The sequence below is a fragment of the Streptomyces sp. CBMA29 genome (genome assembly GCF_014596445.1).
Lineage (GTDB): Bacteria > Actinomycetota > Actinomycetes > Streptomycetales > Streptomycetaceae > Actinacidiphila.
Map to the genome: position 1 here is coordinate 1 of NZ_MECL01000252.1, position 24,098 is coordinate 24,098.

A 24,098-nucleotide genomic window follows, 5' to 3' on the forward strand; every position below is an offset into this window, starting at 1 on the left:
GTTCGCCCGGCTGCGCGCGTGGTGGCGGCGGGGCCCGGGGGCGGGGCGGCGGGTCAGCGGGGACCGGCGAAGGGGCCGGTCGCCGCACCAGGCGCCCGTCCCCGTCCGCACGCCCGACGAACCGCTCGGCAGAGGAGGCCGGTGATGGCCGCGACCAGGCTCAACAAGGTGATCGGCGCTCTCGCCGCCGGCGACCACGTCTTCGCCACGTTCTCGGCCGCGGACCCGGCGTCCGCGATCGAGCTGAGCACCGGCGACTACGACGCGGTGGTGTTCGAGACGGAACACAAGCCGTGGGACGTCACCGCGCTGCGCGACAGCTTCCAGTACCTGCTCAACCGGCGCCGGATCTTCGGCGCGGACAGCCTCGCGCCGTCCGTCACCCCGATCGTCCGCATCCCCGCCAACGGCGCGGAGAAGTCGCAGTGGCACGCCAAACAGGCCCTCGACCTCGGCGCGTTCGGCGTCATCTGGCCGCACGTGTCCACGGTCGGGGAGGCCCGTAACGCCGTCGCCGCCTGCCGCTACCCGCGGCTGCCCGACGCCCCGCTGTACGAGCCGCCCGGCCTGCGCGGCGACGGCCCGCACGCGGCGACGCGCTACTGGGGCATCCCCAACACCGAGTACTACGCCAGGGCCGACGTGTGGCCGCTCGCCCCTGACGGCGAGATCCTCGTCGGCCTCATGATCGAGGACCAGCTCGGCATCGCGAATCTGCCGGACATCCTCGACCAGGTGCCGGGCATCGGCCTGATCCTCATCGGCGAGGGCGACATGAGCCAGGAGCTGGGCGTCCCCCGCCAGTACGAGCACCCGCGGGTCCTGGAGTGCAAGCGGCGCATCCTCGACGTCTGCGCCGAACGCGGGGTCGCCGTGGGGCACCCCCACGTGACGGCGGGCAATGTCGAGCGGGTCCTCGACGACGGATACCGGTTCCTCATGACGGCGCCGGTACGCACCTACCCCGGCCTGGTCAAGGGCCGCGAACTGACCGGCGGCAACACGAACTCCCGCGAACTGACCGGCCGCGAGCCTCGGAGCACCTCATGATCATCGACTGCCACGGCCACTTCACCACGGCACCGCCCGCGCTCGGCGAGTGGCGGAGCCGGCAGATCCGCGCCTACGAGGAATCCGGCGCCAGGGTCTCACCCGACGAACTGCGCATCGGCGACGACGAGATCCGTACCGCCGTCCAGGACGGCCAGTTGAAGCTCCAGACCGAGCGCGGCACCGACCTGATGCTCTTCTCGCCGGGCGCGGGCAAGATGGCCCACCACTACGGCGACGAGCGCACCAGTCTCGACTGGTCCCTGGTCAGCAACGACCTCATCGCCCGGGTGTGCGGCCTGTTCCCCGGCCGGTTCGCCGGGGTGTGCCAGCTCCCGCAGTCGCCGGGCGACGCGCTGCCCGCCTCCGTACGCAACTGCGTCGCCGAACTCGAACGCTGCGTCGAGGAGTTGGGCTTCGTCGGCTGTCTGCTCAACCCCGACCCCTCGGACGGGTACTACGACGCCCCGCCGATCACCGACCGGGTCTACTACCCCCTGTACGAGAAGATGGTCGAACTCGACGTCCCCGCGATGATCCACGTCGCGATGTCGCGGAACCCGGCGCTCCAGGGCACCTGCGCGCACTATCTCGCGGGTGACACCGCCGCGTTCATGCAGCTCTGCATGTCGGACCTGTTCAAGGACTTCCCGACGCTCAGGCTCGTCCTGCCGCACGGCGGCGGCGCCGTCCCGTACCACTGGGGCCGCTACCGGGGCGTCATGCAGGACCAGGGCAGGCCGCCGCTGGCGGAGTCGATCCTCGGCAACGTCTTCTTCGACACCTGCGTGTACCACCGGCGCGGCATGGAGCTGCTGCTGGACGTCATTCCCGCGCGGAACGTCCTGTTCGCCTCGGAGATGATCGGCGCGGTCCGCGGCGTGGACCCGGAGACGGGGCGGCGCTTCGACGACACCAAGTACACGCTCGACTCCCTCACCGGCCTGAGCGACGCCGACCGGCGGGCGGTCTACGGAGGCAACGCGCTGCGGGTCTACCCCCGCCTCGACCGAGTCCTCGGCTCCCGCGACTCCCGCGACTCCCGCGACTCCCGCGCGAAGGAACCGACGTACGCGACGGCCCCGGCCCCGGCGAAGGAGAACCACAAGTGAAGGTCTACGAAGCACTCGCCGAGGCGTTCGTCCTGGAGGGCACCACCGACGTCTTCGGCATGATGGGCGACGCCAACATGCACTGGATGAACGCGCTCGCCGAGCGCGGGGTGCGGCTCTACGAAGTACGGCACGAGGGCTCGGGGCTCGGCATGGCCGACGGCTGGGCGCGCGGCGCCGGGCAGCCGGGCGTGCTCACCACCACCAGCGGCCCCGGCGTCGCGCAGCTCGCCACCTCGATGATCGTCGCCAGCCGGGCCCGTACCCCGCTCGTCGCCTTCTGCGGCGAGGTGCCGCTGGGCGACGACAGCGCCGTGCAGTACCTCGACCAGCGCCGCTTCGCCGCCGCCATCGAGTGCGAATTCCTCCACGTGGCCCGGCCGGAAGCCGCCCAGGAGGCCGTACGGCGCGCCTTCTACCTGGCGCGCACCGAGTCCAAGCCGGTGATGATCAGCGCGCCCTTCGACGTACAGCTCGCCGAACTCGACGACTACGACGACGAGTACGTGCCGTCCACGGCGCTGATCTCGCGGGCCCGCCTGCTGCCCGACCCCGCCGGGGTGCGGGCCGCGTGCGACCTGATCGAGAACGCCGAGCGCGTGGTGATCATCGCGGGCCGGGGCGCGCGCCAGGCCGACTCCGGCGAACAGATCCTCGCCCTCCAGCAGCGGACCGGCGCGCTGCTCGCCACCACCCTCCAGGCGAAGAACTGGCTGTGCGACCGCACCGACTTCCACGTCGGACTCTCCGGCCTGTTCGGCGACAAGGCGTCGATGGAGCTGCTCCAGGAGGCGGACTGCGTGATCGCGGTCGGCGCCAGCCTGAACCATTACACGATCGAGAGCGGCTACCTCTACCCCGAGGCCAAGTACGTCCAGATCGACACCGCCCCGCACCTGGTGATGGGCAACGGCAAGGTGGCCGACTGCTACCTCCAGGCCGACGCGGTCACCGCCCTGACCGAACTGACCCGGGAGCTGGAGGGACGGTCCGCGCGCCTGGAGGGCTTCCACACCGACGACGTACGGCGCCGCCTGACCGACCGGCTCCGGCCGCCGGCCGAGTACGTGACCGAGCCCGGACTGCTCGACCCGCGCGAGGCGATCTGGATTCTCGACCGGGAACTCCCCGGCGAGATGGGCCTGGTGCTGGGCAGCGGTCACCAGACCGACTTCGGCACCATGCTCTTCCAGCGTTCCCGCGACGTGCTCTCCAACTACGGCATGTTCGGCGCCATCGGCCAGGCCCCGCTGATCGCGCTCGGCCAGATGATCGCCCACGGCAACAGGCCCGGCTTCGTGGTCGAGGGCGACGCGAGCTTCCTCATGCACCTGTCGGAGTTCGAGACCGCGTGCCGGTACGACGTCCCGCTGCTGGTCGTGGTGATGAACGACCAGGGGCTCGGCGCCGAGTACCACAAGGCCAGGGCGAAGAACCTGGACCCGGAGCTGGCGACCATCCCCACGCCCGAACTCGGCCGCGTCGCCGAAGCGCTCGGCGGCGGCGGCGCCACGGTCCGCACGGCGGACGAACTGCGCGCGGCGCTGGCGGAGTACGTACGCGCGCCGCGGCCCACGGTGATCGACGTCCGCATCACCCGGCAGGTGATGAGCACGCCGTACCGCCGTATCCAGTACGGCGAGGACGTGTGAGCCGGCCGTCCGCCCCTTCGTACGACAACCCCCGCCCGGACCCCGCCTCTTAAAGGAGAGTTCTATGAAACTGGTGCTCGGCCGCGACGATCTCGCGGCAGCCGCGGCGGCGGCCGTCCGTGAGACGGGCACGGAACCCGAACGGCTCGGCATCACGCCGGTGCACAAGGCGTCGCGCGGCTTCGTCAACGACTCCGCCGCGGACATCTGCGAAGTGGCGATCGTGACCGTCCTGCAAGCCGTCGCCCACGGCAAGCCGGTGCTGCTGCTGCCGGTCACCACCCTCGGCCGCCACCAGCACCAGACCCTGGTCACCCGGGGGAAGTTGTCGGTCGCCGACGTCGAGGGGCGCAGCGTCGGCGTCCGCTCCTGGAGCCAGACCACCGGCGTGTGGATGCGCGGCTTCCTCACCGAGCAGTACGGCGTCGACCTGCGCAAGGCGGACTGGACGACGTACGAGGGCAGCCACGTCGACGGCGCGAAGGACCCGTCGTGGGTGCGGCGCGCGCCGCAGGGCGCCAAGCTGCCCGCGGACTTCCTCGACGGCCGCCTCGACTTCGGGATCATGGGCAACGAACTCCCCGCGGACGACTCCATCCGCACCGCCGTCGACAACGCGCGGGAGACCGCCGAACAGTGGTCGAGGGACCAGGGGTTCATCCCCGTCAACCACGTCGTCGGCGTCGGCGAGCGCGCCGCGGCCGACCACCCCGCCGCCGTACTCGCCGCCTACGACGCCATGCGGTCCGTGCTCACCGCCAAGGAGGAGCGCGGCCCCGTCCCCCTGCACCCGGTGGGCTTCGAGGCGTTGCGCGCCGCGTTCACCAAGGCCGCCGCGTACGCGCTGGAGCAGGGCGTGATCCCGCGCGCCGTGGACTACGACGAACTCGTCGAGCGGACCTGCGCGGCGCTCGACGTGCCAGCGGCCCGCCTCGGCGGCTGAGCCGCGATCCGCCACACACACGAACGAGGAGAGACAACGATGGGCAAGCTCACGGTCGTTCTGGGCGACTACCCGCACGCCCGGCCGCTGCTGGACGGCGACGTCGGGCTGGACGGCCACCAGGTCGAGCCGGTGGAGGTCGCACCGGTCATCGGCGCGTACCGGCGGATGATCCGCGACCTGGAATTCGACGTGTGCGAACTGGCGCCGGTCTCCTACCTGATGGCCCGCCAGGAGGGCATAGCGCTGACCGCCGTGCCGGTGTTCCTCAACCGGCGCTTCCACCACGGCGACGTGCAGTGCGCCGCGGGCTCCGGCATCCGCGTACCGCGTGACCTGGAGGGCCGCCGGATCGGCGTGCGGGCGTACTCGGTGAGCACCGGAGTGTGGGTGCGCGGTGTGCTGCGCGACGAGTACGGGGTGGACATCGACACGATCACCTGGGTGGTGGACGACGACGACCACATCGAGGGCCGCGTCCCGTCCAACGTCGAACGCGTCACCGACGGGCGGTCGTTGGGGGACCTGCTGCGCGCCGGGGAGATCGACGCCGCCCTGACCGGCAACGCGGGCACCGGGCGCGCGGGCGCCCCGCGCGCGGGGTGGTCGGCCGGTACCGCCGAGCCCGAGCCGACCGGCGAGGAGGGCCCGTACCCGCTCTTCCCCGACGCCGGGACCCTCGCCGTGGACCACTATCTGCGCACCGGGGTCTACCCGCTGCACTCGCTGGTCTCCCTTCGCTCGGAACTGGTCGAGCGGGAGCCCGAGTTGCCGACCAGGCTGTACGCGGCCCTCGCGGAGAGCAAGCGCCGCCACCTCGCCGGCCGGCCCGACTGGGCGGCGGCCCCTCGGCTGGCCCGCCAGGCGCGGCAGCTCGGCACCGACCCCGTCCCGTACGGGATCGCGTCCAACGAGCGGAGCCTGAACGCGATGGTGCGGTTCGCCAGCGACCAGCGGCTGCTGGACCCCGGCTTCCCCGCCGACCTGCCGTCGCTGTTCGCCCCCGGCGACTACCCGGACGCCTGAGCAGCGAAAAGACCTCACCGACCGAACAGAAGGGCGCTTTCACCGTGGACATCGTCGACGCGCACTGCCACATCATCTCCGACGACCTGACGGCCTACCCCCGAGCCCCGATCGGGGGCAAGCAGTCCGCGTGGGCCGCGACCCGGCCGGTGACCGCCGACGGCATGGCCGAGCGGATGGACGAGGCGGGCATCGCGCAGGCCGTCCTGGTCCAGGCCACCACGAACTACGGCTACGACAACTCCTACGTCCTGGACAGCGCCCGGCGGCGGCCGGACCGGTTCGTCGCCGTCGGCACCGTCGACCCGCTGCGCGCCGACGCCGCCGCCTCGCTCAAGGCCGCGGCCGGCGAGGGCGGCCTGGCCGGGGTGCGGCTGTTCACCAGCGGCAGCACCGTGCCCGTACAGGGCGAGTGGTTCGCCGCGCCCGAGACGTACCCCTTCTGGGAGCAGGCAGCGGAACTCGGCCTGCCCGTCTGCCTCCAGATGCGGCTCGGTCCCGCGACCGCGCAACTGACCGGGCTGCTGGGGCGTTTCCCCGGGGTGACGGTGCTCCTCGACCACATCGGCTACCCCGACATCGCCGCCTCGCCGGCCGGTGCGGGCGCGGAGGTCGCCGCGCTCGGCGTCCATCCGGGGCTGCACCTCAAGCTCACCCACCGCAATCTCGAACGGCTGAGGGACGCGGGGGAGCGGGCGGGCGACTTCCTCCGCCCGGTCGTCGCGGCGTTCGGCGCCCGGCGGATCGCCTGGGGGTCGAACCTCCCGGCCGCGGAGCAGTCGCTGCCGGAGCTGCGCGCGCTGGCCGAGGGCGTGCTGGCGGCGCTGCCGGAGGCCGACCGGCGGGAGATCTTCGCGGGCACGGCCCGCCGCCTGTACCCGGGACTCGCCGGTGGCCGTGGCTGAACGGGTGGACTTCGCCGCCCCGTTGCCGCCGGGGTGCGCCGCGCTTCCGCGATACTCCCGCCAGCGGTTGTCCTTTTCCAGCAGACCCACGGGGTGATCAAGGTGGATTCCAATGGCTTCGACGAGACGGACGCGGTCCGCACGTCGGCGACCCGCCAGGACCAGGCGTACGACGGGCTGCGCTCGCTGCTGCTGTCGGAGAGCATCGAGCCGGGCACGCGGCTGACCGAGGCCGATCTGACCAGGATGTTCAACGTCTCGCGCAGCACCATGCGGGCGGTCCTGGTCCGGCTGGCCCAGGAGGGCTATGTCACCAGCGAGGTCAACCGCGGTGTGCGGACCCGCAGTTTCTCCGTCGAGGAGGCCGCCGACATCCTGGAGGCGCGCGAGACACTGGAATCCGCCCTGGCGGGCAAGGCGGCGGAACGCGCCACCGACGAGGAGATCGCCGAACTGCGGCGCACGCTGGAGGAGATGGAGGCGTGCAAGGCCCGCGGCGACCAGGCCGGTTACTCCCAGGGCAACCGCCGCTTCCACCAGCAGGTCAAGGAGGCCGCGCACCAGCACACCCTGGCGCGGGCGTACGACACGCTGCTGTACCCGCTGGTGATGCGCCAGTACCGCAACCTGTCCGCGCCGCACCCGCGCGCCGGTTCGCTGGAGGAGCACCAGGCCATCCTGCTGTCCATCGTCACCCGCAATCCGCAGGCCGCGACCGCGGCGATGCGCCACCACGTCGCGTCCGCGCGGGAGGCGCTGATGCTGCGGACGCGGCGCGAGCCGACGGACTCCCCGCCGGGCGCCTGACCCCCGACCGCTGACGTACCGCCCGCCGCCTACCGGAAAGAGACAGCATGCTCCAGCCAGTGAAGACCGAGGCGGGCCTGGTGGCGGGCATATCCGGGCGGGACCCGGCGGTGACCGTCTTCCGGGGCATCCCCTACGCGGCCCCGCCGGTCGGCGAGCTGCGCTGGCGGCCACCGCGGCCACCGGAGCCCTGGTCAGGGGTGCGCAGGGCGGACCGCTTCGGCCCGGTCGGCCCGCAGGCGCCGGGACCCGAACTGGACGGGCTCGACCTGCCGATGAGCGAGGACTGCCTGTACCTCAACGTGTGGACGGCAGCGCGTGCGGACGCCGTGTCCGGGCCCGCCGCCCCCGAAGCGCCCCGCCCCGTACTGGTGTGGATCCACGGCGGCGGCTTCCGGGTCGGCACGGGCGCGCACCCGCGCTACGACGGTGAGGCGCTGGCACGTAAAGGCGTCGTGGTGGTCACCTTGAACTACCGGCTGGGCGCGCTCGGTTTCCTCGCCACACCGGAGCTGAGCGCCGAGTCCGAGCACCGGGCCTCGGGCAACTACGGGCTGCTCGACCAGGTCGCCGCGCTCACCTGGGTACGGCGCAACATCGCCGACTTCGGCGGCGACCCCGGCCGGATCACGATCGCCGGGCAGTCCGCCGGTGCCGGTTCCGCCAACTTCCTGGCCATGTCGCCGCTGGCCGAGGGCCTCTTCCACCGCGCGGTCGCGCAGAGCCACGCCCGTCACTTCCGCGACCCGGAGCTGCTGTATCTGGCGTCCTCCTACCGCACGCTGTCCGACGCCGAGTCCGCCGGCATCCGATACGCGGCCGAGCGCGGCGCGCGCACCCTGCGGCGGCTGCGGTCACTGCCGTGGCCCAAGCTCGTCGAGGGCAACGCCTCCGCCGTCGACAGCGCCGCCGACACCGGCGGCCCCGCCAAACCGCCGCTGTTCCGGCCGGTCGTGGACGGCTGGGTGATCCCGCACGGCTACGCGGAGACGTACGCCCGGGGCCTCCAGAACGACGTCTGGTACCTCGCGGGCAACAACCTCGACGAGAGCGGCGCGGTGCCCGAGAGCACCTTCGCCGCGTACCGTACGGCGGGCCGCAGATTCTGGCGGCCCGGCGCCCCGCCGGTCCATGTCACCCGGGACGCCTTCGTCACCGCCTCCCGCGAGAAGTTCGGCGCGATGGCCGAGGAATTCCTGCGGCTCTACCCGGCCGGCACCGACGACGAGGCCGGTCGCGCACACTGCGCCGCCGTACGCGACAACGCCCGGATCTCCACCTGGCTGTGGGCCGAGGACTGGACCGCGCACGGCCGACGTCCGGTCTACACGTATTTCTGGACCCACGCCTCCCCGGTCATGGGCCAGAACCCCCGCCGCGCCTCGCACGGCTCCGAGATCGACTTCGTCTTCGGCAATCTCCACCCCGAGCGCGGCGACTGGACCGACGAGGACCGCGCCGTCGCCGGGACGATGAGTTCTTACTGGGCCAACTTCATCGCCACCGGCGACCCCAACGGCCGCGGTCTGCCGCCCTGGCCGGCCTGGTCGCCCGGCACCCCCGCCGTCATGGACCTGGGCACCGCCTTCGCCCCCGTCCCCCTCGCCGACGCGCCCCGCCTGGACTTCTGGACCCGCTTCTTCCGTACCCAGCAGGCTTGGTAGCGGTGGCGGCTACCGCCGGGTGACGGAGCGGATCCGGGCGAGCCGTCGTGGCTACCGCCGGGTGACGGAGCGGATCCAGGCGAGCCGTCGTGGCTACCGCCGGGTGACCGAGCGGATCCGGGCGAGCCGTCGTGGCTACCGCCGGGTGACGGAGCGGATCCAGGCGAGTTGCTGGCAGACGTCCCCGGCCTCGGCGACCTTCTCCCGGTCGGAGCCGTCGAAGACGCCGAGGAGCGTCTCCGCGCCGTGCGGCGCGACGCTCATCACCGGTCCGCCGGAGTCCCCGCCCGCGGGGATTCCGGACACCTTCACCATGCAGAAGTCCGTGCCGCCCGGCACGGTGGCACCGGCGCACCGCGGGTCGTCCGGCCGGACGACCCGCAGCCGCGCCTGCTTGAGCACCGGCGACTGGCAGGAGTTCTCGTCCCCGGCGCACGTCGCGCCCCACCCGTACACCCGCACGGTCCGGCCGGGGCGGACGGGCGCGGTGGAAAGGCGCGCCGTGCGGACGTTCATGGCCGGCACCTTGACCAGCATCATGTCGGCGACCGCGCTTCCCACGCGCCCGCCGGGCACCGGCCGGACCGTCGTGCCCTTGCGGACGTCGAGACTGCCCACCCGGAACGTGATCCGCTTGTCCGCGACCGGCCGCGCCTGCTCGAAGAAGCAGTGTGACGCGGTCAGAATCCACCGGCGCGTCACGGCCGTTCCCGTGCACACCGGTTTCCCGTCGACGAACATCCGCACCGCCCACGGCGCGTACGTGCTCTTCGACCCGCCGATCACCGCGGAGGCCGGTGCCGACGCCGTCACGATCCCCGTCACGGCCACCAGTACGGCCGTCAGCAGCACCCGAACCCGACCTGCCATCCGTGACAACCCCTCACGTTCACCCGGTATTGCGCCCACTTCCACCGTTTGCGCTCCTGAGCGTACGCGCCGGTCCCCGGCTTTCCGGGCTCACCGCGTGGCGTCGGCGCGGTGCAGCGTGAACCAGAACGTCGGGACCGGATTCGTACCGGGCGTCACGTCGGTCAGCCGCCACCCGGCGAACCTGGCGCGGAGTTCGTCGGCGGTGACACCGCGTGCGCCGCCGACCTGCTGTACGGGCTGCTCGGCCCGGAGCTGTACCTGGTCTTCGTCCGCGACCGGGGCTGGTCCCCCGACGACTGGGAGCGGTGGGCGCGCACCGCCCTGACGGCGGCTCTCCGCGCCGACCAGGTGTGACGCCCGCCGGGCCGGGGTGTCCGGGGGTGTCTGGTGGCGTCCAGGAGTGTCCGGTGGTGCCCGGGGGTGTTCAGCGCGGGATCACCCAGTCGGGGCGCCAGGTCCCGGCGGCGTCGTGGGCGGTCGCCGCGGCGGCGAGGTGGGCGCGCAGACCGGCCAGCGCCGGGTGGGGGTTGTCGCGGTGCCACAGGAGCGCGTGCGGGTAGACCGGGGTGGGGTCGGTCACCGGGATACGGCGCAGGCCGTGGCCCGCGGGCCAGATGAGACGGGTGTGCTCGCCCATGAAGGTGGCCAGCGCCGGGGTGTCGGCGATGGTGTCGAGGAGCGCGTCGGAGCCGAAGTTGGGGCCGGTCGCCTCGATGGTGAGGCCGAACTCGTCGACGAGGTCGTCGTAGTAGGCGCCCCACTCGGTGCCGGGGACGATTCCGGGCATCCAGATCCGGTGCCCCGCGAGCTGCGCGACGGTCACCGACCGGGCGCCCGCCAGCGCGTGGGCCGGGCCGGTGAGGAGCTGGAGCGGCTCGTCGAGCACCCGTACGGACTCGACGTCCTCGGGGAGCGGCAGGCCGGGCGCGGCGACGGCGCGGAAGGTGGCGTCGATCGCACCGGACCGGACGGCGCCGACGGCCGTGCCGAATTCCAGCAGCATCACCACGTCGAGGTCGATCTCGGGGTGCGCGCGGTGGAAGCCGCGCATCAGGCCCGCCTGGGCGCTGCGCGAAGCCATCACGTCGATCCGCAGCGGACGGCGGCCGGGGCGTACGGACGCGACCGCGCGCTCGGCGACGCGCAGCAGCTCGCGCGCGTGGGGCAGGAACGCCTGGCCGTCGATGGTGAGTTCGGCGCCGCGCGGGGCGCGGGTGAACAGCCGCATGCCCAGGGCGCGTTCCAGCGCGGCGACCCGCTTGGAGACCGCCTGCTGGGTGATCGACAGGTCGGCGGCGGCCTTCTGGAACTGGCCCGCGTCCGCGACGGCGACGAAGGTGCGTACGGCTTCGAGGTCCACGTCGACTCACCTTAGTGAACAACGAACGGTTGTGGCTCGCGGGCGGTGCGGTTGTTTGACCTGCGGTTGCGCCGCCCGCTTGGCTCTCACCGGTCAACGTCGGCTTGTCGAAGGGGAAGCGCCGCGCATGAGGGGCAGGAGAGCGCTGGGCCGGCCGTTCGGCTGGCTGTGGACGGCGTACGCGGTGAGCGCCTACGGGTCGGGCCTCGGCTTCGGCGCGCTGCCGCTGATCGCGGTGCTGGCCTTGCACGCCGGCCCCGCCGAGGTGTCCGCGCTGTCCGCGGTGGGGCCCGCGGTGGGTGCGCTGATCGCGCTGCCGCTCGCGCCGTGGGTGGAGTTCCGGCGCAAGCGCCCGGTCATGGTCGCGATGGACCTGACCCGGTTCGCGGTCATGGCGACGGTCCCGGCCGCCTACGCCCTCGGGTGGCTCAGCTTCGTCCACCTGCTCGTGGTCTCCGCCGTGTCCGCGGCGGCCAAGATCGCCTTCAACGCCTCCAGCGGCGCCTACCTCAAGGCGCTCGTCCGGCCGGACGACCTGCTCGTGGCCAACGCCCGCTTCGAGTCCACGAACTGGAGCTCCATCGCGGTCGGGCCACCGCTGGGCGGAGCGGCGATCGGCCTGTTCGGTCCGGTCGTCACCGTCGTGGCCGACGCGCTCAGCTACCTGTGCTCCGCGCTGTGCATCACCGCGATCCGCAGGCAAGAGGACGCGCCGCGACCCGCCGGCACACCGACGACCCGGGCGGGCGCGCTGCTCGACGGCTGGCGGCACCTCCTGGGCCATCCGGGACTGCGGGCGCTCTACCTCAACCAGCTGCTCGTCGGCGGTCTGATCATGGCCACCGAACCGCTGCTCGCCGTGCTCCTGCTGCGCCAACTCGGCTTCCCGCCCTGGCAGTACGGCCTCGCCTTCGCCGCGCCCTGCGTCGGCGGGCTCATCGGCTCGCGGCTGGCCCGCCGGGTGGTGGCCCGCCACGGGCAGCAGTGGGTCTTCCGGACCGTCGGCACCCTGCGCGCGGTCTGGCTGATCGGACTGGCCTTCGTCCGGCCCGGCGTCGTCGGCCTGCTCACCGTGATCGCCGTCGAGCTGGCGATCATCGTCAACATGAGCCTGTACACGCCGGTGCTCGCCACCTACCGGCTCGAACACACCCCCCGGCACCTCGTCGCCCGGACCCTGTCGGCCTGGTCGATCGGCCAGCAGACGGCGATCGCCGTCCTCACCGCGCTCGCCGGGCTGCTCGCCGACGTCACCAGCGCGCGTACCGCCCTCACGGTCGCGGGCCTGCTCATCCTGACCACCCCGCTCCTGCTGCCCCGCCGCGACCTCCCCCCGACCCCGAAGCCAACCCTGGCCCCCGACCGCCCCTGACCGACCGCCCCCGGGCCGACCGACCCTGACCGACCGCCGCGGCGAAGCGTTCCGCGGCCGGAAGGCGGCGCTCAGAGGCGGCTGAACGGCTCGGCGTAGGCGAACGGTCCGCGCAGGGACGGCTGGTACGCGGTCAGGGCGCGGATCTGGAAATACGGGGACCAGCCGGGGTCCGGCGGGGTGATGCCGAGGTCCGTGCCGGCACGGAACCCGAACCGGCCGTAGTAGGCGGGGTCGCCGAGGAGCGCGACGAGTGGTTCGTCGAGCGCGTCGGCCGCGCCCAGGACGGAGTGGACGAGCGCCATGCCGACGCCGCGCCGCTGGTACCGGGGGTCCACGCTGAGCGGGCCGAGCCCGAGCGCCGGTGCGCCGTCCACCCGCCCGCGCGTGCAGACCACGTGTCCGACGATCTCCTCCTGGTCACCGATCGCCACGAGCGACAGCGCGGGGAGCCAGGCCCCGCAGGTCCGCAGCGCGTCCACGAGGGTGGCCTCCGCGACAACCGGCACCTGCGGCTTGGCGAAGGCGGCGGTGACCACCGCGCGTACCGCTACCACGTCGGTGGGTTCTTCACGTCGGATCAGCATCGGCACAGTCTCGTGGGCCGGCCGTGGACGCCGCAAAGCGATTCGGGGCGGAGGCCCCGCCGCTCCGCTGTTGCGGACCGGGACTGACCGCACTCGCGCCCGGCGTCGCAGCGACGACCGATGTCAGCGCGTCGGCGGTGAACCTCCGGCGCCAGGCGAGCGCGACGTGGACGAGGCCGATCAGGACGGGGACCTCGATCAGCGGGCCGACGACCCCGGCCAGCGCCTGGCCGGAGGTGACCCCGAAGGTGGCGACGGCGACCGCGATGGCCAGCTCGAAGTTGTTGCCCGCCGCGGTGAACGCGAGGGTCGCGGCGCGGTCGTAGGCGAGACCGACACCCTTGCCGAGGAGGAAGGCGCCGAAGAACACGACCGCGAAGTAGACCAGCAGCGGAGCCGCGATCCGTACGACGTCCAGCGGGCGCGAGGTGATCGTCCCGCCCTGGAGGGCGAAGAGGACGACGATCGTGAACAGCAGCCCGTACAGCGCCCACGGGCCGATCCTCGGCAAGAACGCGCTCTCGTACCGCTCGCGCCCCACGCGCCGCTCGCCGACGCGGCGCGTGAGGAACCCCGCGAGCAGGGGCGCGCCGAGGAAGACGACGACGTTCAGCGCGATGTGCCAGGCGGAGACGTCCAGGCCCTGGCCGTCCCCGAGGCTGAGCAGGCGCGGCAGCAGGTCGAGGTAGAACCAGCCCAGCAGCCCGAACGCGACCACCTGGAACACCGAGTTGAGCGCGACCAGGACGGCCGCGGCCTCGCGGTCGCCGCACGCGAGGTCGTTCCAGATGATGACCATGGCGATGCAGCGGGCGAGTCCCACGATGATCAGACCGGTGCGGTACTCAGGCAGGTCCGGCAGGAAGATCCAGGCCAGCGCGAACATGGTCGCGGGGCCGACGACCCAGTTGAGGAACAGGGAGGACGCCATCAGCTTCCGGTCGCCGGTGACGCGGTCGAGCCGGTCGTAGCGGACCTTGGCCAGCACCGGATACATCATCACGAGCAGGCCGAGCGCGATCGGCAGCGAGATCCCGCCGACCTCGGTTTTCGCGAGCGCGTCGTCCAGCCCCGGGACGGCGCGGCCCAGGCCCAGACCGGCCCCCATCGCGGCCAGAATCCAGACCGCGAGGTAGCGGTCCAGGGCGGAGAGCTTCCCGACGACCGGGTCGCGCGGGACCGGATCGCGCGGCACCGGATCGCCGCCCGGTGGGCGGGCGGCGGCGGGCTCCGCCGAGGTCACTGATCCGGGCTCCGCCGAGGTCACGGGCACGCCCGCTTGTTCTCGGCGGCGGTACGCGCGGACTCCGCGAGCGCGGCGAACCGCTCGGACAGTCCGGCCAGCACCTCGGGGCGCAGCTTGTAGTAGACGAACCGGCCGCAGGGCTCGGTGTCCACCACGCCCGCCTCGCGCAGGACCTTCATGTGGTTGGAGAGATTGGTCTGCCTGGCTCCGGTCTCCTCGACCAGGTGCGTGGTGCACAGGGTCTCGCGGGCGAGCAGGGTCACGATCCGCAGCCTGAGCGGGTCGGCCAGCACCCGCATCAGATCAGTCTCGACTGATGTCAGCATGGACTGATACTTTCATGCGTCAGTCGCTGCTGACACCAGCACGGGCCGAAACGGCCGGTCGCCTCACCAAGCCGCCTCGTTTAGCCGTCCCGCCAAGCCCGTCCCGTCAAGGAAGGAACAGGGAAGTCCCATGTCCGACAAGCCTTCCGTCCTGTTCGTCTGCGTCCACAACGCCGGCCGGTCGCAGATGGCCGCCGCGTGGCTCACCCACCTGGCGGGGGACCGCGTCGAGGTCCGCTCCGCCGGGTCCGACCCGGGCGCCGCCGTGAACCCGGCCGCCGTCCAGGCCATGGCCGAGGTCGGCATCGACATCTCCGCCGAGACCCCGAAGGTCCTCACCGCGAACGCGGTACGCGAGGCCGACGTGTGCGTCACGATGGGCTGCGGCGACACCTGCCCGGTCTTCCCGGGCAAGCGCTACCTCGACTGGAAGCTCGCCGACCCGGCCGGCCAGGACGTCGAAGCCGTGCGCCCGATCCGCGACGAGATCAAGTCCCTGGTCGAGACCCTGCTCCACGCCATCGCGCCGCCCCCCCGCGCCCTGACCGCGCCGCCGTCACGCTCGCTTCCGTCCCCTGCCCGCCCCGGTGCGCGGCTGAGCCCGAACGGCGTCCCGCCGCCCCGCGCGACCGTCTCGCGGGCCTTCCTTCGCGACAGGCCAGGCCCCGTGAATCACCTGGCTGACGCGACCTCGCCCCATCTTCTCCAGCACGCTACGAATCCCGCGGTCTGCTGGCCGTAGGAGGCGGAGCCTTTCGCGAAGGCCCGCAAACCCGGTGTACCGGTGCCGCCGAGCGTGGGATACGGCGCGTGCCGCTGGTGCCAGTAGACGTACGCAACCAGGTAGCTCTGGCGCCAGCCAACCTGGGCAGCACGTATGTGCAGAGTCGCGAGTCCCGACGATCGGGCCTGGACAGAAGACGGCAGCGCCCTGGGAGCGAATGCTTCGGAGCCATGCAGCTCTGCAAAGCTCGCGTGCGTCGTACTTGCCAACGACTCCGAGGGAACAGGCCGCGTGTGAGCCGTAACCGGTCCACTCTGACCTGGTGCGGGCGGGCACTGCCCAAACCGGATGAGCTCGAGCGGGCATAAGAAGTGCAAAGACAGGAACCAAAGTCTAGAGGTGGATTAGAGTCCACTTGGAGACCAAGTCCCCAATGTCCCGTTTGTGGACTTATTCGATTTGGTGAAATATTCTTATGTCCCAGAAGTCCTCTATGAGCGGAGTGGGGTAATTTGAGTAAAGATGATGTTGACCAGCCTCAGCCGGATTCCAATGACATCCTCGGCGGTAACCTTCGGGCTGAGGATCTGAGTCGGAAGCAACTTGAGGCATGGACTGTGCTGAGTGAACGGGAGCACTCGATTCTGAACTCCCTCGAGTCGCCGGGCCAGAGACTGCTAATCGGTCCTCGTGGGTCAGGTAAGAGCACCTACCTGAAAATGGCGTACTACAGGGAATTGGGTGGCTCAAAAGTATTTCCAGTGTATGTGAACTACTCGAATTCAATCTCGATCGAGCCGGAATTCCGTCGGTCGGCTACGGCTCTTCCCTTCTTCCGTCAGTGGATTCTTGCCCAAGTGGTTGCAGGAGCTTCAGCCACCCTGCGTGAATTGGAGGCATCTGTACCGGAAGGTCTGGATGCTCTGTGTCGCACGGCGCATGATCTGGTTTCTGCTGTTGAGCGTAGGCACTTGGAGAGAGCGCCGGAAAGCTCGTTCGACATTACCGGAGTCCTTGAATTTTTGGAGATTTGCAAAAAGCACACAGGTCGACGTCGAACCGTGCTTCTACTGGATGACGCTGCCCATGCATTTTCTGCCGAGCAGCAGCGCGAATTTTTCGAGGTATTTGGCGCATTGCGGTCGCGTAGTGTAAGCGCAAAGGCCGCCGTGTATCCCGGCGTCACCAGCTATACCCCTAGGTTCCATGTGGGGCAGGATGCTCAGCTCACTAGCGTATGGCTCAAGACGGATTCACCCGGTTTCGCGGAGATGATGCGTGACATCGCTGAGCGACGTCTCACGAAGGAGAACCTCGAGAGATTGTCGCAGCGCGACGGCGTAATCGATTATCTCGCGCTCGCATCGTTTGGTGTTCCTCGTGCTTTCCTTGCGATGATCGCTCAAGTTTTGGAGGAGTCAGACACGACCCACCGCCAGTCGACGGCGCGTCGATTGGCTGATGCGGCTATCGCCGAGAATGCCAATGGTGCGCTAAAAGTTTTCACCTCGCTTGAGGATAAGCTGCCTCGCTATAAGAATTTCGTAGCCATTGGACAGCAATTGGTTGACAATGGAATCGAAGCGATCCGTGAATACAACGATCGCAGGGTAACGGTGGATCCGGACAGCGGGAGAGCGTCCACGCTACTGATTCAGGAGCCCGTGAGCGCGGAGATCGAAAGAGTTCTAGGTTTTCTGGAATATGCGGGAGTAGTGAGACCAGTGGCAGGGGGGATCAGCATGGGGAAGGCCAACTTCAGAGTGATTGTCCCCCACTTCAGCCTCCTCATCACTAGGACGGCCTTGGGGTTGGGTAGGAATCCCAGTGTGGCCTCTGCCATCCAAGCCTTTACTCGCCGTGATCCCCATGTTCGGGTTCGTCGACAGGTTGGCACACTGCTCGGTGAGGACTATCAGAGTCGTTGCCGTCTCAATCTCGGCGCCTGCTCGAATTGTCAAACCGAAAGGGACAACCCGGAAGCACGATTCTGCTCCACTTGTGGCACCCGGCTTGAACAGGTATCGGTATTCGAGGAATTGCTGGATGCGCCGATCGAAAAACTTCCAATTGGGAACGCCCTACTGGACAGGATCAAGAGCAACAGCGACATTAGAAAAGTCAAGGATATCCTCTTGGATGACGATCGGCAGGTCTTGTTGAAGGTCCCCTACGTAGGGCCGGTCAAGGCTAGCCGAATTCGGGTGCTGGCAGAGGAGTTCGTCTATGAGTAGAGGGCCCCAGGTGTCGGCTGGCTCTCAGCCAGAAACGATGCACCTTGCTGACTGCGTGACAGGAGTCGAGCACAGCCCCGGCTCTGCAATCGATGAGTTTGAAGCTGCGTTGGTTGCGCTGGCTAGAACGAGCGGAATAATTGATGCCGCCGCTCACCCCGATGTTCTTGCAGAGATGTTCATAATTTCGGCAGTAAGTTCGACTGAATCATATTTTCGACGTTTGCTGAGTTCGCTGGCGGCAGTGTGTCCTCTCACAGCGGATAATATAGGTAGAGAGGCCCTGAATTATTCGGCGGCAGCCGCTTATCCACAGGAGTTGCTGAGCCTCGCACTGCTTGAGCGGTCACTCTTCAGCTCGAAGGGTGTTATTTTCAAGGAAATAAAAAGGTTCACAAAATTCGAGGCCAGTAAACACCGCGAACTGAGTGCTGCTGTTGAATCATTCGAGACAATTTGCCACATCAGGCACGCTGCGGCCCACTGGCGGGGCCACCTGGACTCTGATGGTGCAAGGCGTTTGGGTGTTTTTGTCACCAGGGGTGAAGTTTATAGAATAAAATTGAACGCACCTCTTGTTCAGCGTGCTTTCGCGGTATGTGACCATCTCGTGAGGCTCGCTAATCGTGAGCTTTTCAGGTTCACAATTCAGCAGTGGGTTGCGAATCAGTACCTGGTTCTGGATGGAGGCGGCGAAGAGGTGGATATTATTCGTTGCGAGCAGCTGCTATCTGTGTTTGGAAGTACTGTTTATTGCGAAGAGGAGAGGGTGACTGCTAAGTCGCTCATGGAGGAGCTGAGATCTGCTCCGTGACCTGAATGGAGTTTCCGTTCTTGCGTCCAGGGAGCGGCATTCGCCCCGGGTTACCGGCGATCAACGTCACATTGCCAGCTCCATCCGGCGCTGGCTCCGCTTCTGGTGCCGGTGCCACGGAGAGTCAGCGTGTGGTGGTGAACCGGTCTGTAACTCGATGACCAGCAGCTTTCGAGTGGTTGTGGAGTCGGCGTGGCTCAGGAGGATCTGGCGGCTGCGGCCCGGCAGCGGCTGGAGCATGCGCGGATCGCCCGTCAGGAGATGGCCCGCAGGTCCGGTGTTGCGGGAGGGTTATGGTGCTCGGCCGCCGGTGTGGCAGGCCGGGCCGGACGCCGACGGGCAGGTCTCCGAGCCGTCCACCGACTGCGCGTCCATGATGCCCGCGCTCGGCCCGCCGGGCCCACCCGTCCCGTTGGCGACGTAGCCGCTGGTAGAGCTCGCGCATACCCGTGGCGTGATCAGCGGCGGAAGAAGTCGTAGACCTTGCGCGCGCCCGGCGGGTCCATGGCCATCGCTCGCCACTTCACGCCGTTGTCAACGAGGAAGCGCACGGCGTCGAGCATTTCACGGTGGCAAATACGCCTCGGGTCGTCCGCTCCGGCCCTCCGGCCCGGCTGGCGCCGGCATTCGATACATCCCTGCCTCGGTCGCACCGAGACCTCGGGTTCGTCACGCCGACCGACGCGCGGCTGAGCACATCGGAGCCGTCCCCGGGGCCTGGCTGCCGGCTCCGAGCGAGAGCTCGTCAGCAGTACGGCTGCCAGGTTCCGGGGACGGCTCCGATCCGTCGATAGATCGCCGCCGCCTGGTTCTCGCCGGCTGTCCCGCACCGGGCCATGGCCTCCAGCGCGCGGGCTTCGGTGAGGGGGAGGTGGATCTCTTGGGCCAGTCGGAGGGCTTGACGGAGACGGGCTGCGGCCTGGTCCGGCCGGTTGCAACTGATCCGCAGTTCGCCCGAGCTTGTCAGCGCGCTTGCTTCGCCGTTGCGGTCGCGCAGTTCTCGAAAGAGTCCGAGGGCCTTTTCGATCAGGTCGTGGGCTGCTGTGAGGTCCCCGATCGCGTGCCGTGCGCGGCCCAGTTCGTGGAGACTGTTCGCCTGGCCCTGAACGTTGCCGAGTTCGCCGAAGCGCCGCAGCACTGCCTCCAGCGCGCGGGCCGCTTCCTCATGTCTGCCCGTTGCCAGCAGAACGCGTCCCAGATCCCACTGCGCATAGGCCAAACCGTTCGCGTGCCCCAACTCCTGATAGAGCGTCAGGCCCTGGCGGAAGAGTTCTGCGGCCGCGCGGTAGTCACCGGTGATCATGCGAGTGTGGCCGAGTTCGCACAGCGTGTCGCCCTCGCCTTGGCGGACGCCGAGGCCGCCGAAGATGGACAGGGCGCGTTCGAGGCTCTCCGCGGCTGTCGGGTACAGCGCGGAGGAATTCTGGAGCCGCCCCAGCAGAAAGAGCGCATTCCCTTCGCCTGTCCTGTGCCCGACCTCTTGGTAGATCCGCAGTGCCGGCAGGACGGACCCGAGCGCCTCCGTACGGTTTCCCATGTCGTGGTGCATCTGTGCCACGTCGCAAAGCACGTTGGCCTCGCCCAGGCGGTCGCCCAGCAGGTTGTACAACGCGATTGCCTGCCCCAGCAGTTCGCTCTGCGCCGCTCCATCTCCGATCATGAACCGGGCCATGCTCGACACCTGGAGGGCGTTGGCCTCGCCCTGGAGGCTGTCGAGACCGCGGAAGACGGCCAGTGCCCGATCGATCTCCTGGAGGGCGCCGGCGTAGTCGCCCGTGCTGATGCCGCACCGCGCCGCCTCGGTCAGGGCGTTCGCCTGGGCCAGCAGGTCACCTTCCTCGCCGGCCATCCGTGCCGCGGTGCGGCTCAGCGCCCGTGCCTGCGGCAGCGGTCCCTCCGTTCGCAGGAACGGGGCTAGCGCCGCGGCTAGTTGAACAGGCCACGTACGCCCTGTGTGCTTGACGGCGAGCGCCAGAGCGGCGGTCAGATTGTCTCTTTCGCCGCGCATCCACGCGAGCGCCTGGTCACGGCCGGCAATGTCAGGGAAGGCCGCGGGGACGGGCTGGGCCAGTGGGCGCTCCGGGCGTACGTGACGGGCCAGATAGCGGTCGGCCGCGGTCGCGGTGTACTGGTAGAAGCCCAGCAGCCGGTCCTGGGCGCACTCGCGCTCCGCAGCGTCCGAGGTCACGGTCGCAGCCACGCGGACGGCGTGCAGGCGGACCAAGTCGTGGAAGCAGTAGCGACCCGCGCGGTTCTGCTGGAGGAGATTGTGGTCCAGCAGGGTCTCCAGCAGATCCTGGGCCGAGCGTACGTCCGTCCCGAGGAGGTTGGCGGCCGCGTAGCTGTCCACGTCGGGCCCGGGGACCAAAGCCAGTCGCCGGTAGGCGTGCTGCTGTGAGTCGGTCAGGACCGTGTAGGAGGAGTCGAAGACCGCGACCAGGCTGCGGTTCTCGTCTTTGAGGTGGTTCAGGCGCTGCCGCTGCTCGCGCAACTGTACGACGAGGTCCTGCACACGAAGCGCTCGCCGGTGCCGCAGCCGCGCGGCGGCGATGCGCAGCGCCAGCGGCAGCCCCGCACACAGTGCCATGAGCTCGGGCACGAACGGGTCGTTGTCCGGGACGCGGTCGGAGCCTGCTGCCGCGCGCAGTAGGTCGTGGGCCTGTGTCTGTGAGAGGGGATCCACGGTGAGGGTGTGGGCGTCGTCGAGTGCTGTCAGGTGTTTCCTGCTGGTCACGATGACCAGGCAACCCGATGCCGCGGGGATGAGTTGGCGAATCTGGACGGCGTCGGAGGCGTTGTCCAAGACGAGCAGGGTGCGGGTGTCGGCGAGCCGACCACGGTAGAGTGCGGCCCGCTGTTCGACCTCGCGTGGGATCAGGTGCGGTGCGACGCCCAGTGAACGCAGCAGCCGCTCCAAAGCCTCTTCGGCGCTCAGGGCTTCCAGGCCCGGAGTGTGCCCGTGCAGGTCCAGGAACAGCTGCCCGTCGGGGAATTGTTGGCGTAGCCGGTGCGCGGCATGAACGGCCAGCGACGTCTTGCCCACTCCGGCCATTCCGTCAACGGCGCAGACCCACGCGGCCGCGGTGCTCTGGCCGGTCCGCGCCTGCTCGGCCAGGGCCAGGATCTGCGCGAGTTCCAGGGAGCGACCGGTGAACGTGCGCAGGTCCGCGGGAAGTTGGAATCGCGTGCTCGGCCGGGGCGGATGCTCCTCGGGTGTCACGTCGGGCGTCACGGGAGCGCACGTCAGCTCCTGAGCCGGGGCGGGAACCGTCGGTGCGTCGAGCCCGGGGTGGGCGTCGAGGATCCGGCTGTGGAGGTTCTGCAGTTCGGTGGAGGGCTCCACACCGAGGTCCGCGACCAGGATGTCGCGCAGCCGGCGGAATGACTCCAGCGCCTCCGCGCGGCGGCCTGTCCTGTGCAGTGCCAGCATCAACTGCCCGTGCAGCGCCTCGCGCAACGGGTACTGGCGCACCAGTCCCTGCAACTCGGGGACGAGATCGGGGTGTCGGCCCAGCCGCAGGTCCGCCTCGATGCGCCGCTCCCACGCCAGCAGGCGGGCCTCTTTCAGCGCCTGGACACCCGATTCGAGCTCGGGGCCCACCGGCATCCCGTCCAGGGGATCGGCTTGCCACAGCGCCAGAGCACCGGCCAGCAATCCGGTAGCGGCAGGCCAGTCTCCGCCACGCAGCGCCCGCCCGCCCCGTTCGCACAAGGCGAGGAAGTCCAGGGTGTCGAGCTCTCCTTCGCCCACCTCGACGCGGTAACCCGAGGGCACGGTACGGATTCGCGCGGCTGCCTCGCTGCCGACCTGCCGCCGCAGGCGTGACATGTGGTTGTGCAGGGAGGCGACCGCTGATGCCGGCCGCTGTGAACCCCACACCGCCTGCGTCAACCGCTGCGCGGACACTGATGTGTTCGGGCTCGACAACAGCACCGCGAGGATCGTGCCCGGAATGCCGGTCAGCACCTGCTGCGTCGCCTGGCCGCCGGTGACTCGTACCGGCCCGAGGATCTCGAATCGCACGTCGGCCCCGTCTCCGCTCTGTGCACCCGTTCCTGCGGACCGTGTTGGTCAGATGTTAGCCGCGTTAGAGCGATGAGCCCCAGGCTGGTCCCACGTCCCGAAAACGGGACCTCGTCACCCCGATGGGGTTGTCGGGGCGGACGTACGACACCCCTTCGGCTTTGCCGGCACAACCCATGGAGACCACCGTGAGCAGCAGCAGCGACACCCGGATCACGCCCTTCCGGATCGACGTCCCGCAGGCGGACCTCGACGATCTGCGCGACCGGCTGGCGCGCACCCGCTGGGGAAGCGAGATCCCCGGCACAGGGTGGAGCCGGGGCGTGCCGGTCGGCTACCTGAAGGAGCTCGCCGGCTACTGGGCGGAGAGATTCGACTGGCGCGAGGCCGAGGCCGAGCTCAACGGGTACCCGCAGTTCACCACCGAAGTGGACGGGCAGAACGTGCACTTCGTACACCTGCGCTCCGACGCCCCCACGGCGGTGCCGTTGCTGCTGATCCACGACTGGCCCTGCTCCATCGTGCAGTTCGCCGACGTGATCGCGCAGATGGCCGCCGACTTCCACGTGGTCGTCACCTCCACGCCCGGCACCGGGTTCTCCGGCCCGCTGGGCGAGGCAGGCTGGACCACCGGCCGGATCGCCGGCGCCTTCGTCGAGCTGATGGACCGTCTCGGCTACCGGCGCTACGGCGTCCAGGGAACCGGCGGGGGCGCCTGGATCGCGGCGGAGATGGGTCGGCAGGCGCCGCAGCGGGTGCTGGGCGTGCACCTGAACGGCCTGGTCACCTTCCCCTCCGGAGACCCCGCCGAGTTCGAGGGGCTGACCGAGGCTGAGCAGGAGCGGCTGGCCCGCCTGGAGCGCTTCCGCGAGGACCAGATGGGCTTCAACGCGATCCAGTCGACGCGCCCGCACACCCTGGCCCACGGCCTGACCGACTCGCCCGTCGGCCAAGCGGCCTGGATCGCCGAGAAGTTCAAGGAGTGGACCGACCCGGCCGCCGAGCTGCCGCAGGACGCGGTGGGCCTGGACCGGCTGCTGACCAACATCAGCATCTATTGGTTCACCGGCACCGCCGGCTCCTCGGCCAACCTCTACTACGAGTCCGGGCACGACGCGAGCGCCTGGGCACCCAAGCCGCGAGGGACCGTACCCACCGGCGTGGCCGTCGCACTGCCCACCGACGTCGCCATCCGCCGCTTCGCCGAACGCGACCACCACATCACCCACTGGAGCGAGCTGCCGCGCGGCGGCAACTTCCTCGCCCTCGAACAGCCGCAGGACTACATCGCCGACGTCCGGACCTTCTTCGCAAGCCTCGACACCTGACCCGCTCCACCGGGTCCAGGACCTGCGCGACCTCGGTGCAGTCCGGAGAGC

The 24,098-nt window shown here is 69.8% G+C and carries 18 protein-coding genes and 2 pseudogenes; 14 read left to right on the forward strand and 6 right to left on the reverse strand.

From position 1 onward, the window contains the following. The first annotated feature begins 144 nt into the window (after window positions 1-144). From BGM09_RS34065 to BGM09_RS34100, 8 genes are all read left to right on the forward strand, one after another. Window positions 145-1,050, forward strand: coding sequence for an HpcH/HpaI aldolase family protein (locus BGM09_RS34065; protein ID WP_188285613.1), 906 nt, complete (start codon window positions 145-147; stop codon window positions 1,048-1,050). Then, window positions 1,047-2,162 (forward strand): amidohydrolase family protein, encoded by a 1,116-nt coding sequence (locus BGM09_RS34070; protein WP_188285614.1) that lies wholly within the window; start codon window positions 1,047-1,049, stop codon window positions 2,160-2,162. The genes BGM09_RS34065 and BGM09_RS34070 overlap by 4 nt, the downstream gene beginning before the upstream one ends. Next, complete coding sequence (locus tag BGM09_RS39055; RefSeq protein WP_188285615.1) at window positions 2,159-3,814, forward strand: thiamine pyrophosphate-binding protein; 1,656 nt, start codon at window positions 2,159-2,161, stop codon at window positions 3,812-3,814. The genes BGM09_RS34070 and BGM09_RS39055 overlap by 4 nt, the downstream gene beginning before the upstream one ends. Window positions 3,815-3,878: 64 nt before the next feature. Continuing rightward, window positions 3,879-4,757 carry a hypothetical protein gene (locus BGM09_RS34080; RefSeq protein ID WP_188285616.1) on the forward strand — a complete coding sequence of 293 codons (879 nt, stop codon included), beginning with the start codon at window positions 3,879-3,881 and terminating at the stop codon, window positions 4,755-4,757. Between the two features lie 39 nt (window positions 4,758-4,796). Continuing rightward, on the forward strand, window positions 4,797-5,783 hold the full coding sequence (locus BGM09_RS34085) for an ABC transporter substrate-binding protein (RefSeq protein ID WP_188285617.1): 987 nt from the start codon (window positions 4,797-4,799) through the stop codon (window positions 5,781-5,783). 44 nt (window positions 5,784-5,827) lie between these two features. After that, on the forward strand, window positions 5,828-6,688 hold the full coding sequence (locus BGM09_RS34090; protein ID WP_188285618.1) for an amidohydrolase family protein: 861 nt from the start codon (window positions 5,828-5,830) through the stop codon (window positions 6,686-6,688). 102 nt (window positions 6,689-6,790) lie between these two features. Further along, window positions 6,791-7,495 (forward strand): GntR family transcriptional regulator, encoded by a 705-nt coding sequence (locus tag BGM09_RS39060; RefSeq protein ID WP_188285619.1) that lies wholly within the window; start codon window positions 6,791-6,793, stop codon window positions 7,493-7,495. A 47-nt stretch (window positions 7,496-7,542) separates the two neighbouring features. Then, window positions 7,543-9,159, forward strand: a complete 1,617-nt coding sequence (locus BGM09_RS34100; protein WP_188285620.1) for a carboxylesterase/lipase family protein — start codon at window positions 7,543-7,545, stop codon at window positions 9,157-9,159. Window positions 9,160-9,294: 135 nt separating this feature from the next. On the opposite strand, the gene BGM09_RS34105 is transcribed toward BGM09_RS34100, so the two are convergent. Then, on the reverse strand, window positions 9,295-10,029 hold the full coding sequence (locus BGM09_RS34105) for a S1 family peptidase (protein ID WP_188285621.1): 735 nt from the start codon (window positions 10,027-10,029) through the stop codon (window positions 9,295-9,297). A 111-nt stretch (window positions 10,030-10,140) separates the two neighbouring features. On the opposite strand from BGM09_RS34105, the gene BGM09_RS38285 reads away from it, so the two are divergent. Then, window positions 10,141-10,386, forward strand: coding sequence for a hypothetical protein (locus tag BGM09_RS38285; protein WP_223187990.1), 246 nt, complete (start codon window positions 10,141-10,143; stop codon window positions 10,384-10,386). 70 nt (window positions 10,387-10,456) lie between these two features. On the opposite strand, the gene BGM09_RS34115 is transcribed toward BGM09_RS38285, so the two are convergent. Beyond that, window positions 10,457-11,392 carry a LysR family transcriptional regulator gene (locus BGM09_RS34115; protein WP_188285622.1) on the reverse strand — a complete coding sequence of 312 codons (936 nt, stop codon included), beginning with the start codon at window positions 11,390-11,392 and terminating at the stop codon, window positions 10,457-10,459. A gap of 127 nt (window positions 11,393-11,519) precedes the next feature. Here BGM09_RS34115 and BGM09_RS34120 point away from each other — a divergent pair, with 127 nt between their 5' ends. Next, complete coding sequence (locus tag BGM09_RS34120) at window positions 11,520-12,764, forward strand: MFS transporter (protein ID WP_188285623.1); 1,245 nt, start codon at window positions 11,520-11,522, stop codon at window positions 12,762-12,764. Window positions 12,765-12,835: 71 nt separating this feature from the next. Here BGM09_RS34120 and BGM09_RS34125 read toward each other — a convergent pair whose 3' ends face one another. The 3 genes and pseudogenes from BGM09_RS34125 to BGM09_RS34135 form a co-directional block, all read right to left on the reverse strand. Beyond that, window positions 12,836-13,351 carry a GNAT family N-acetyltransferase gene (locus tag BGM09_RS34125; RefSeq protein WP_188285624.1) on the reverse strand — a complete coding sequence of 172 codons (516 nt, stop codon included), beginning with the start codon at window positions 13,349-13,351 and terminating at the stop codon, window positions 12,836-12,838. A 118-nt stretch (window positions 13,352-13,469) separates the two neighbouring features. Then, a pseudogene (arsB, locus tag BGM09_RS34130) lies at window positions 13,470-14,594 on the reverse strand (ACR3 family arsenite efflux transporter); the annotation flags it as partial. Window positions 14,595-14,614: 20 nt separating this feature from the next. After that, window positions 14,615-14,923, reverse strand: coding sequence for an ArsR/SmtB family transcription factor (locus BGM09_RS34135; protein WP_188285625.1), 309 nt, complete (start codon window positions 14,921-14,923; stop codon window positions 14,615-14,617). A gap of 130 nt (window positions 14,924-15,053) precedes the next feature. Here BGM09_RS34135 and BGM09_RS34140 point away from each other — a divergent pair. The 3 genes and pseudogenes from BGM09_RS34140 to BGM09_RS34155 form a co-directional block, all read left to right on the forward strand. After that, window positions 15,054-15,473, forward strand: a pseudogene (locus BGM09_RS34140) (arsenate reductase ArsC); the annotation flags it as partial. A 686-nt stretch (window positions 15,474-16,159) separates the two neighbouring features. Beyond that, on the forward strand, window positions 16,160-17,881 hold the full coding sequence (locus BGM09_RS34150; RefSeq protein ID WP_188285626.1) for a zinc ribbon domain-containing protein: 1,722 nt from the start codon (window positions 16,160-16,162) through the stop codon (window positions 17,879-17,881). A 55-nt stretch (window positions 17,882-17,936) separates the two neighbouring features. Continuing rightward, window positions 17,937-18,695, forward strand: coding sequence for a hypothetical protein (locus BGM09_RS34155; protein WP_188285627.1), 759 nt, complete (start codon window positions 17,937-17,939; stop codon window positions 18,693-18,695). Between the two features lie 745 nt (window positions 18,696-19,440). Here the strand turns inward: BGM09_RS34155 and BGM09_RS34160 are convergent. After that, entirely contained in the window at window positions 19,441-22,719 is a 3,279-nt protein-coding gene (locus BGM09_RS34160) for an AfsR/SARP family transcriptional regulator (RefSeq protein ID WP_188285628.1), read from the reverse strand. A gap of 176 nt (window positions 22,720-22,895) precedes the next feature. Between BGM09_RS34160 and BGM09_RS34165 the strand changes: the two genes are divergently transcribed. Continuing rightward, a complete protein-coding gene (locus BGM09_RS34165; RefSeq protein WP_188285629.1) occupies window positions 22,896-24,047 on the forward strand; it encodes an epoxide hydrolase family protein in 1,152 nt (383 codons plus the stop codon). Window positions 24,048-24,098 lie beyond the last annotated feature (51 nt).

What these genes read in the sequence shown, in the direction of transcription:
- BGM09_RS34065 (WP_188285613.1), top strand. Translation starts at nt 145, where the DNA reads ATGGCCGCGACCAGGCTCAACAAGGTGATCGGCGCTCTCGCCGCCGGC.
- BGM09_RS34070 (WP_188285614.1), top strand. Translation starts at nt 1,047, where the DNA reads ATGATCATCGACTGCCACGGCCACTTCACCACGGCACCGCCCGCGCTC.
- BGM09_RS34080 (WP_188285616.1), top strand. Translation starts at nt 3,879, where the DNA reads ATGAAACTGGTGCTCGGCCGCGACGATCTCGCGGCAGCCGCGGCGGCG.
- BGM09_RS34085 (WP_188285617.1), top strand. Translation starts at nt 4,797, where the DNA reads ATGGGCAAGCTCACGGTCGTTCTGGGCGACTACCCGCACGCCCGGCCG.
- BGM09_RS34100 (WP_188285620.1), top strand. Translation starts at nt 7,543, where the DNA reads ATGCTCCAGCCAGTGAAGACCGAGGCGGGCCTGGTGGCGGGCATATCC.
- BGM09_RS34105 (WP_188285621.1), bottom strand. Translation starts at nt 10,029, where the DNA reads ATGGCAGGTCGGGTTCGGGTGCTGCTGACGGCCGTACTGGTGGCCGTG.
- BGM09_RS34120 (WP_188285623.1), top strand. Translation starts at nt 11,520, where the DNA reads ATGAGGGGCAGGAGAGCGCTGGGCCGGCCGTTCGGCTGGCTGTGGACG.
- BGM09_RS34125 (WP_188285624.1), bottom strand. Translation starts at nt 13,351, where the DNA reads ATGCTGATCCGACGTGAAGAACCCACCGACGTGGTAGCGGTACGCGCG.
- BGM09_RS34135 (WP_188285625.1), bottom strand. Translation starts at nt 14,923, where the DNA reads ATGCTGACATCAGTCGAGACTGATCTGATGCGGGTGCTGGCCGACCCG.
- BGM09_RS34165 (WP_188285629.1), top strand. Translation starts at nt 22,896, where the DNA reads ATGGAGACCACCGTGAGCAGCAGCAGCGACACCCGGATCACGCCCTTC.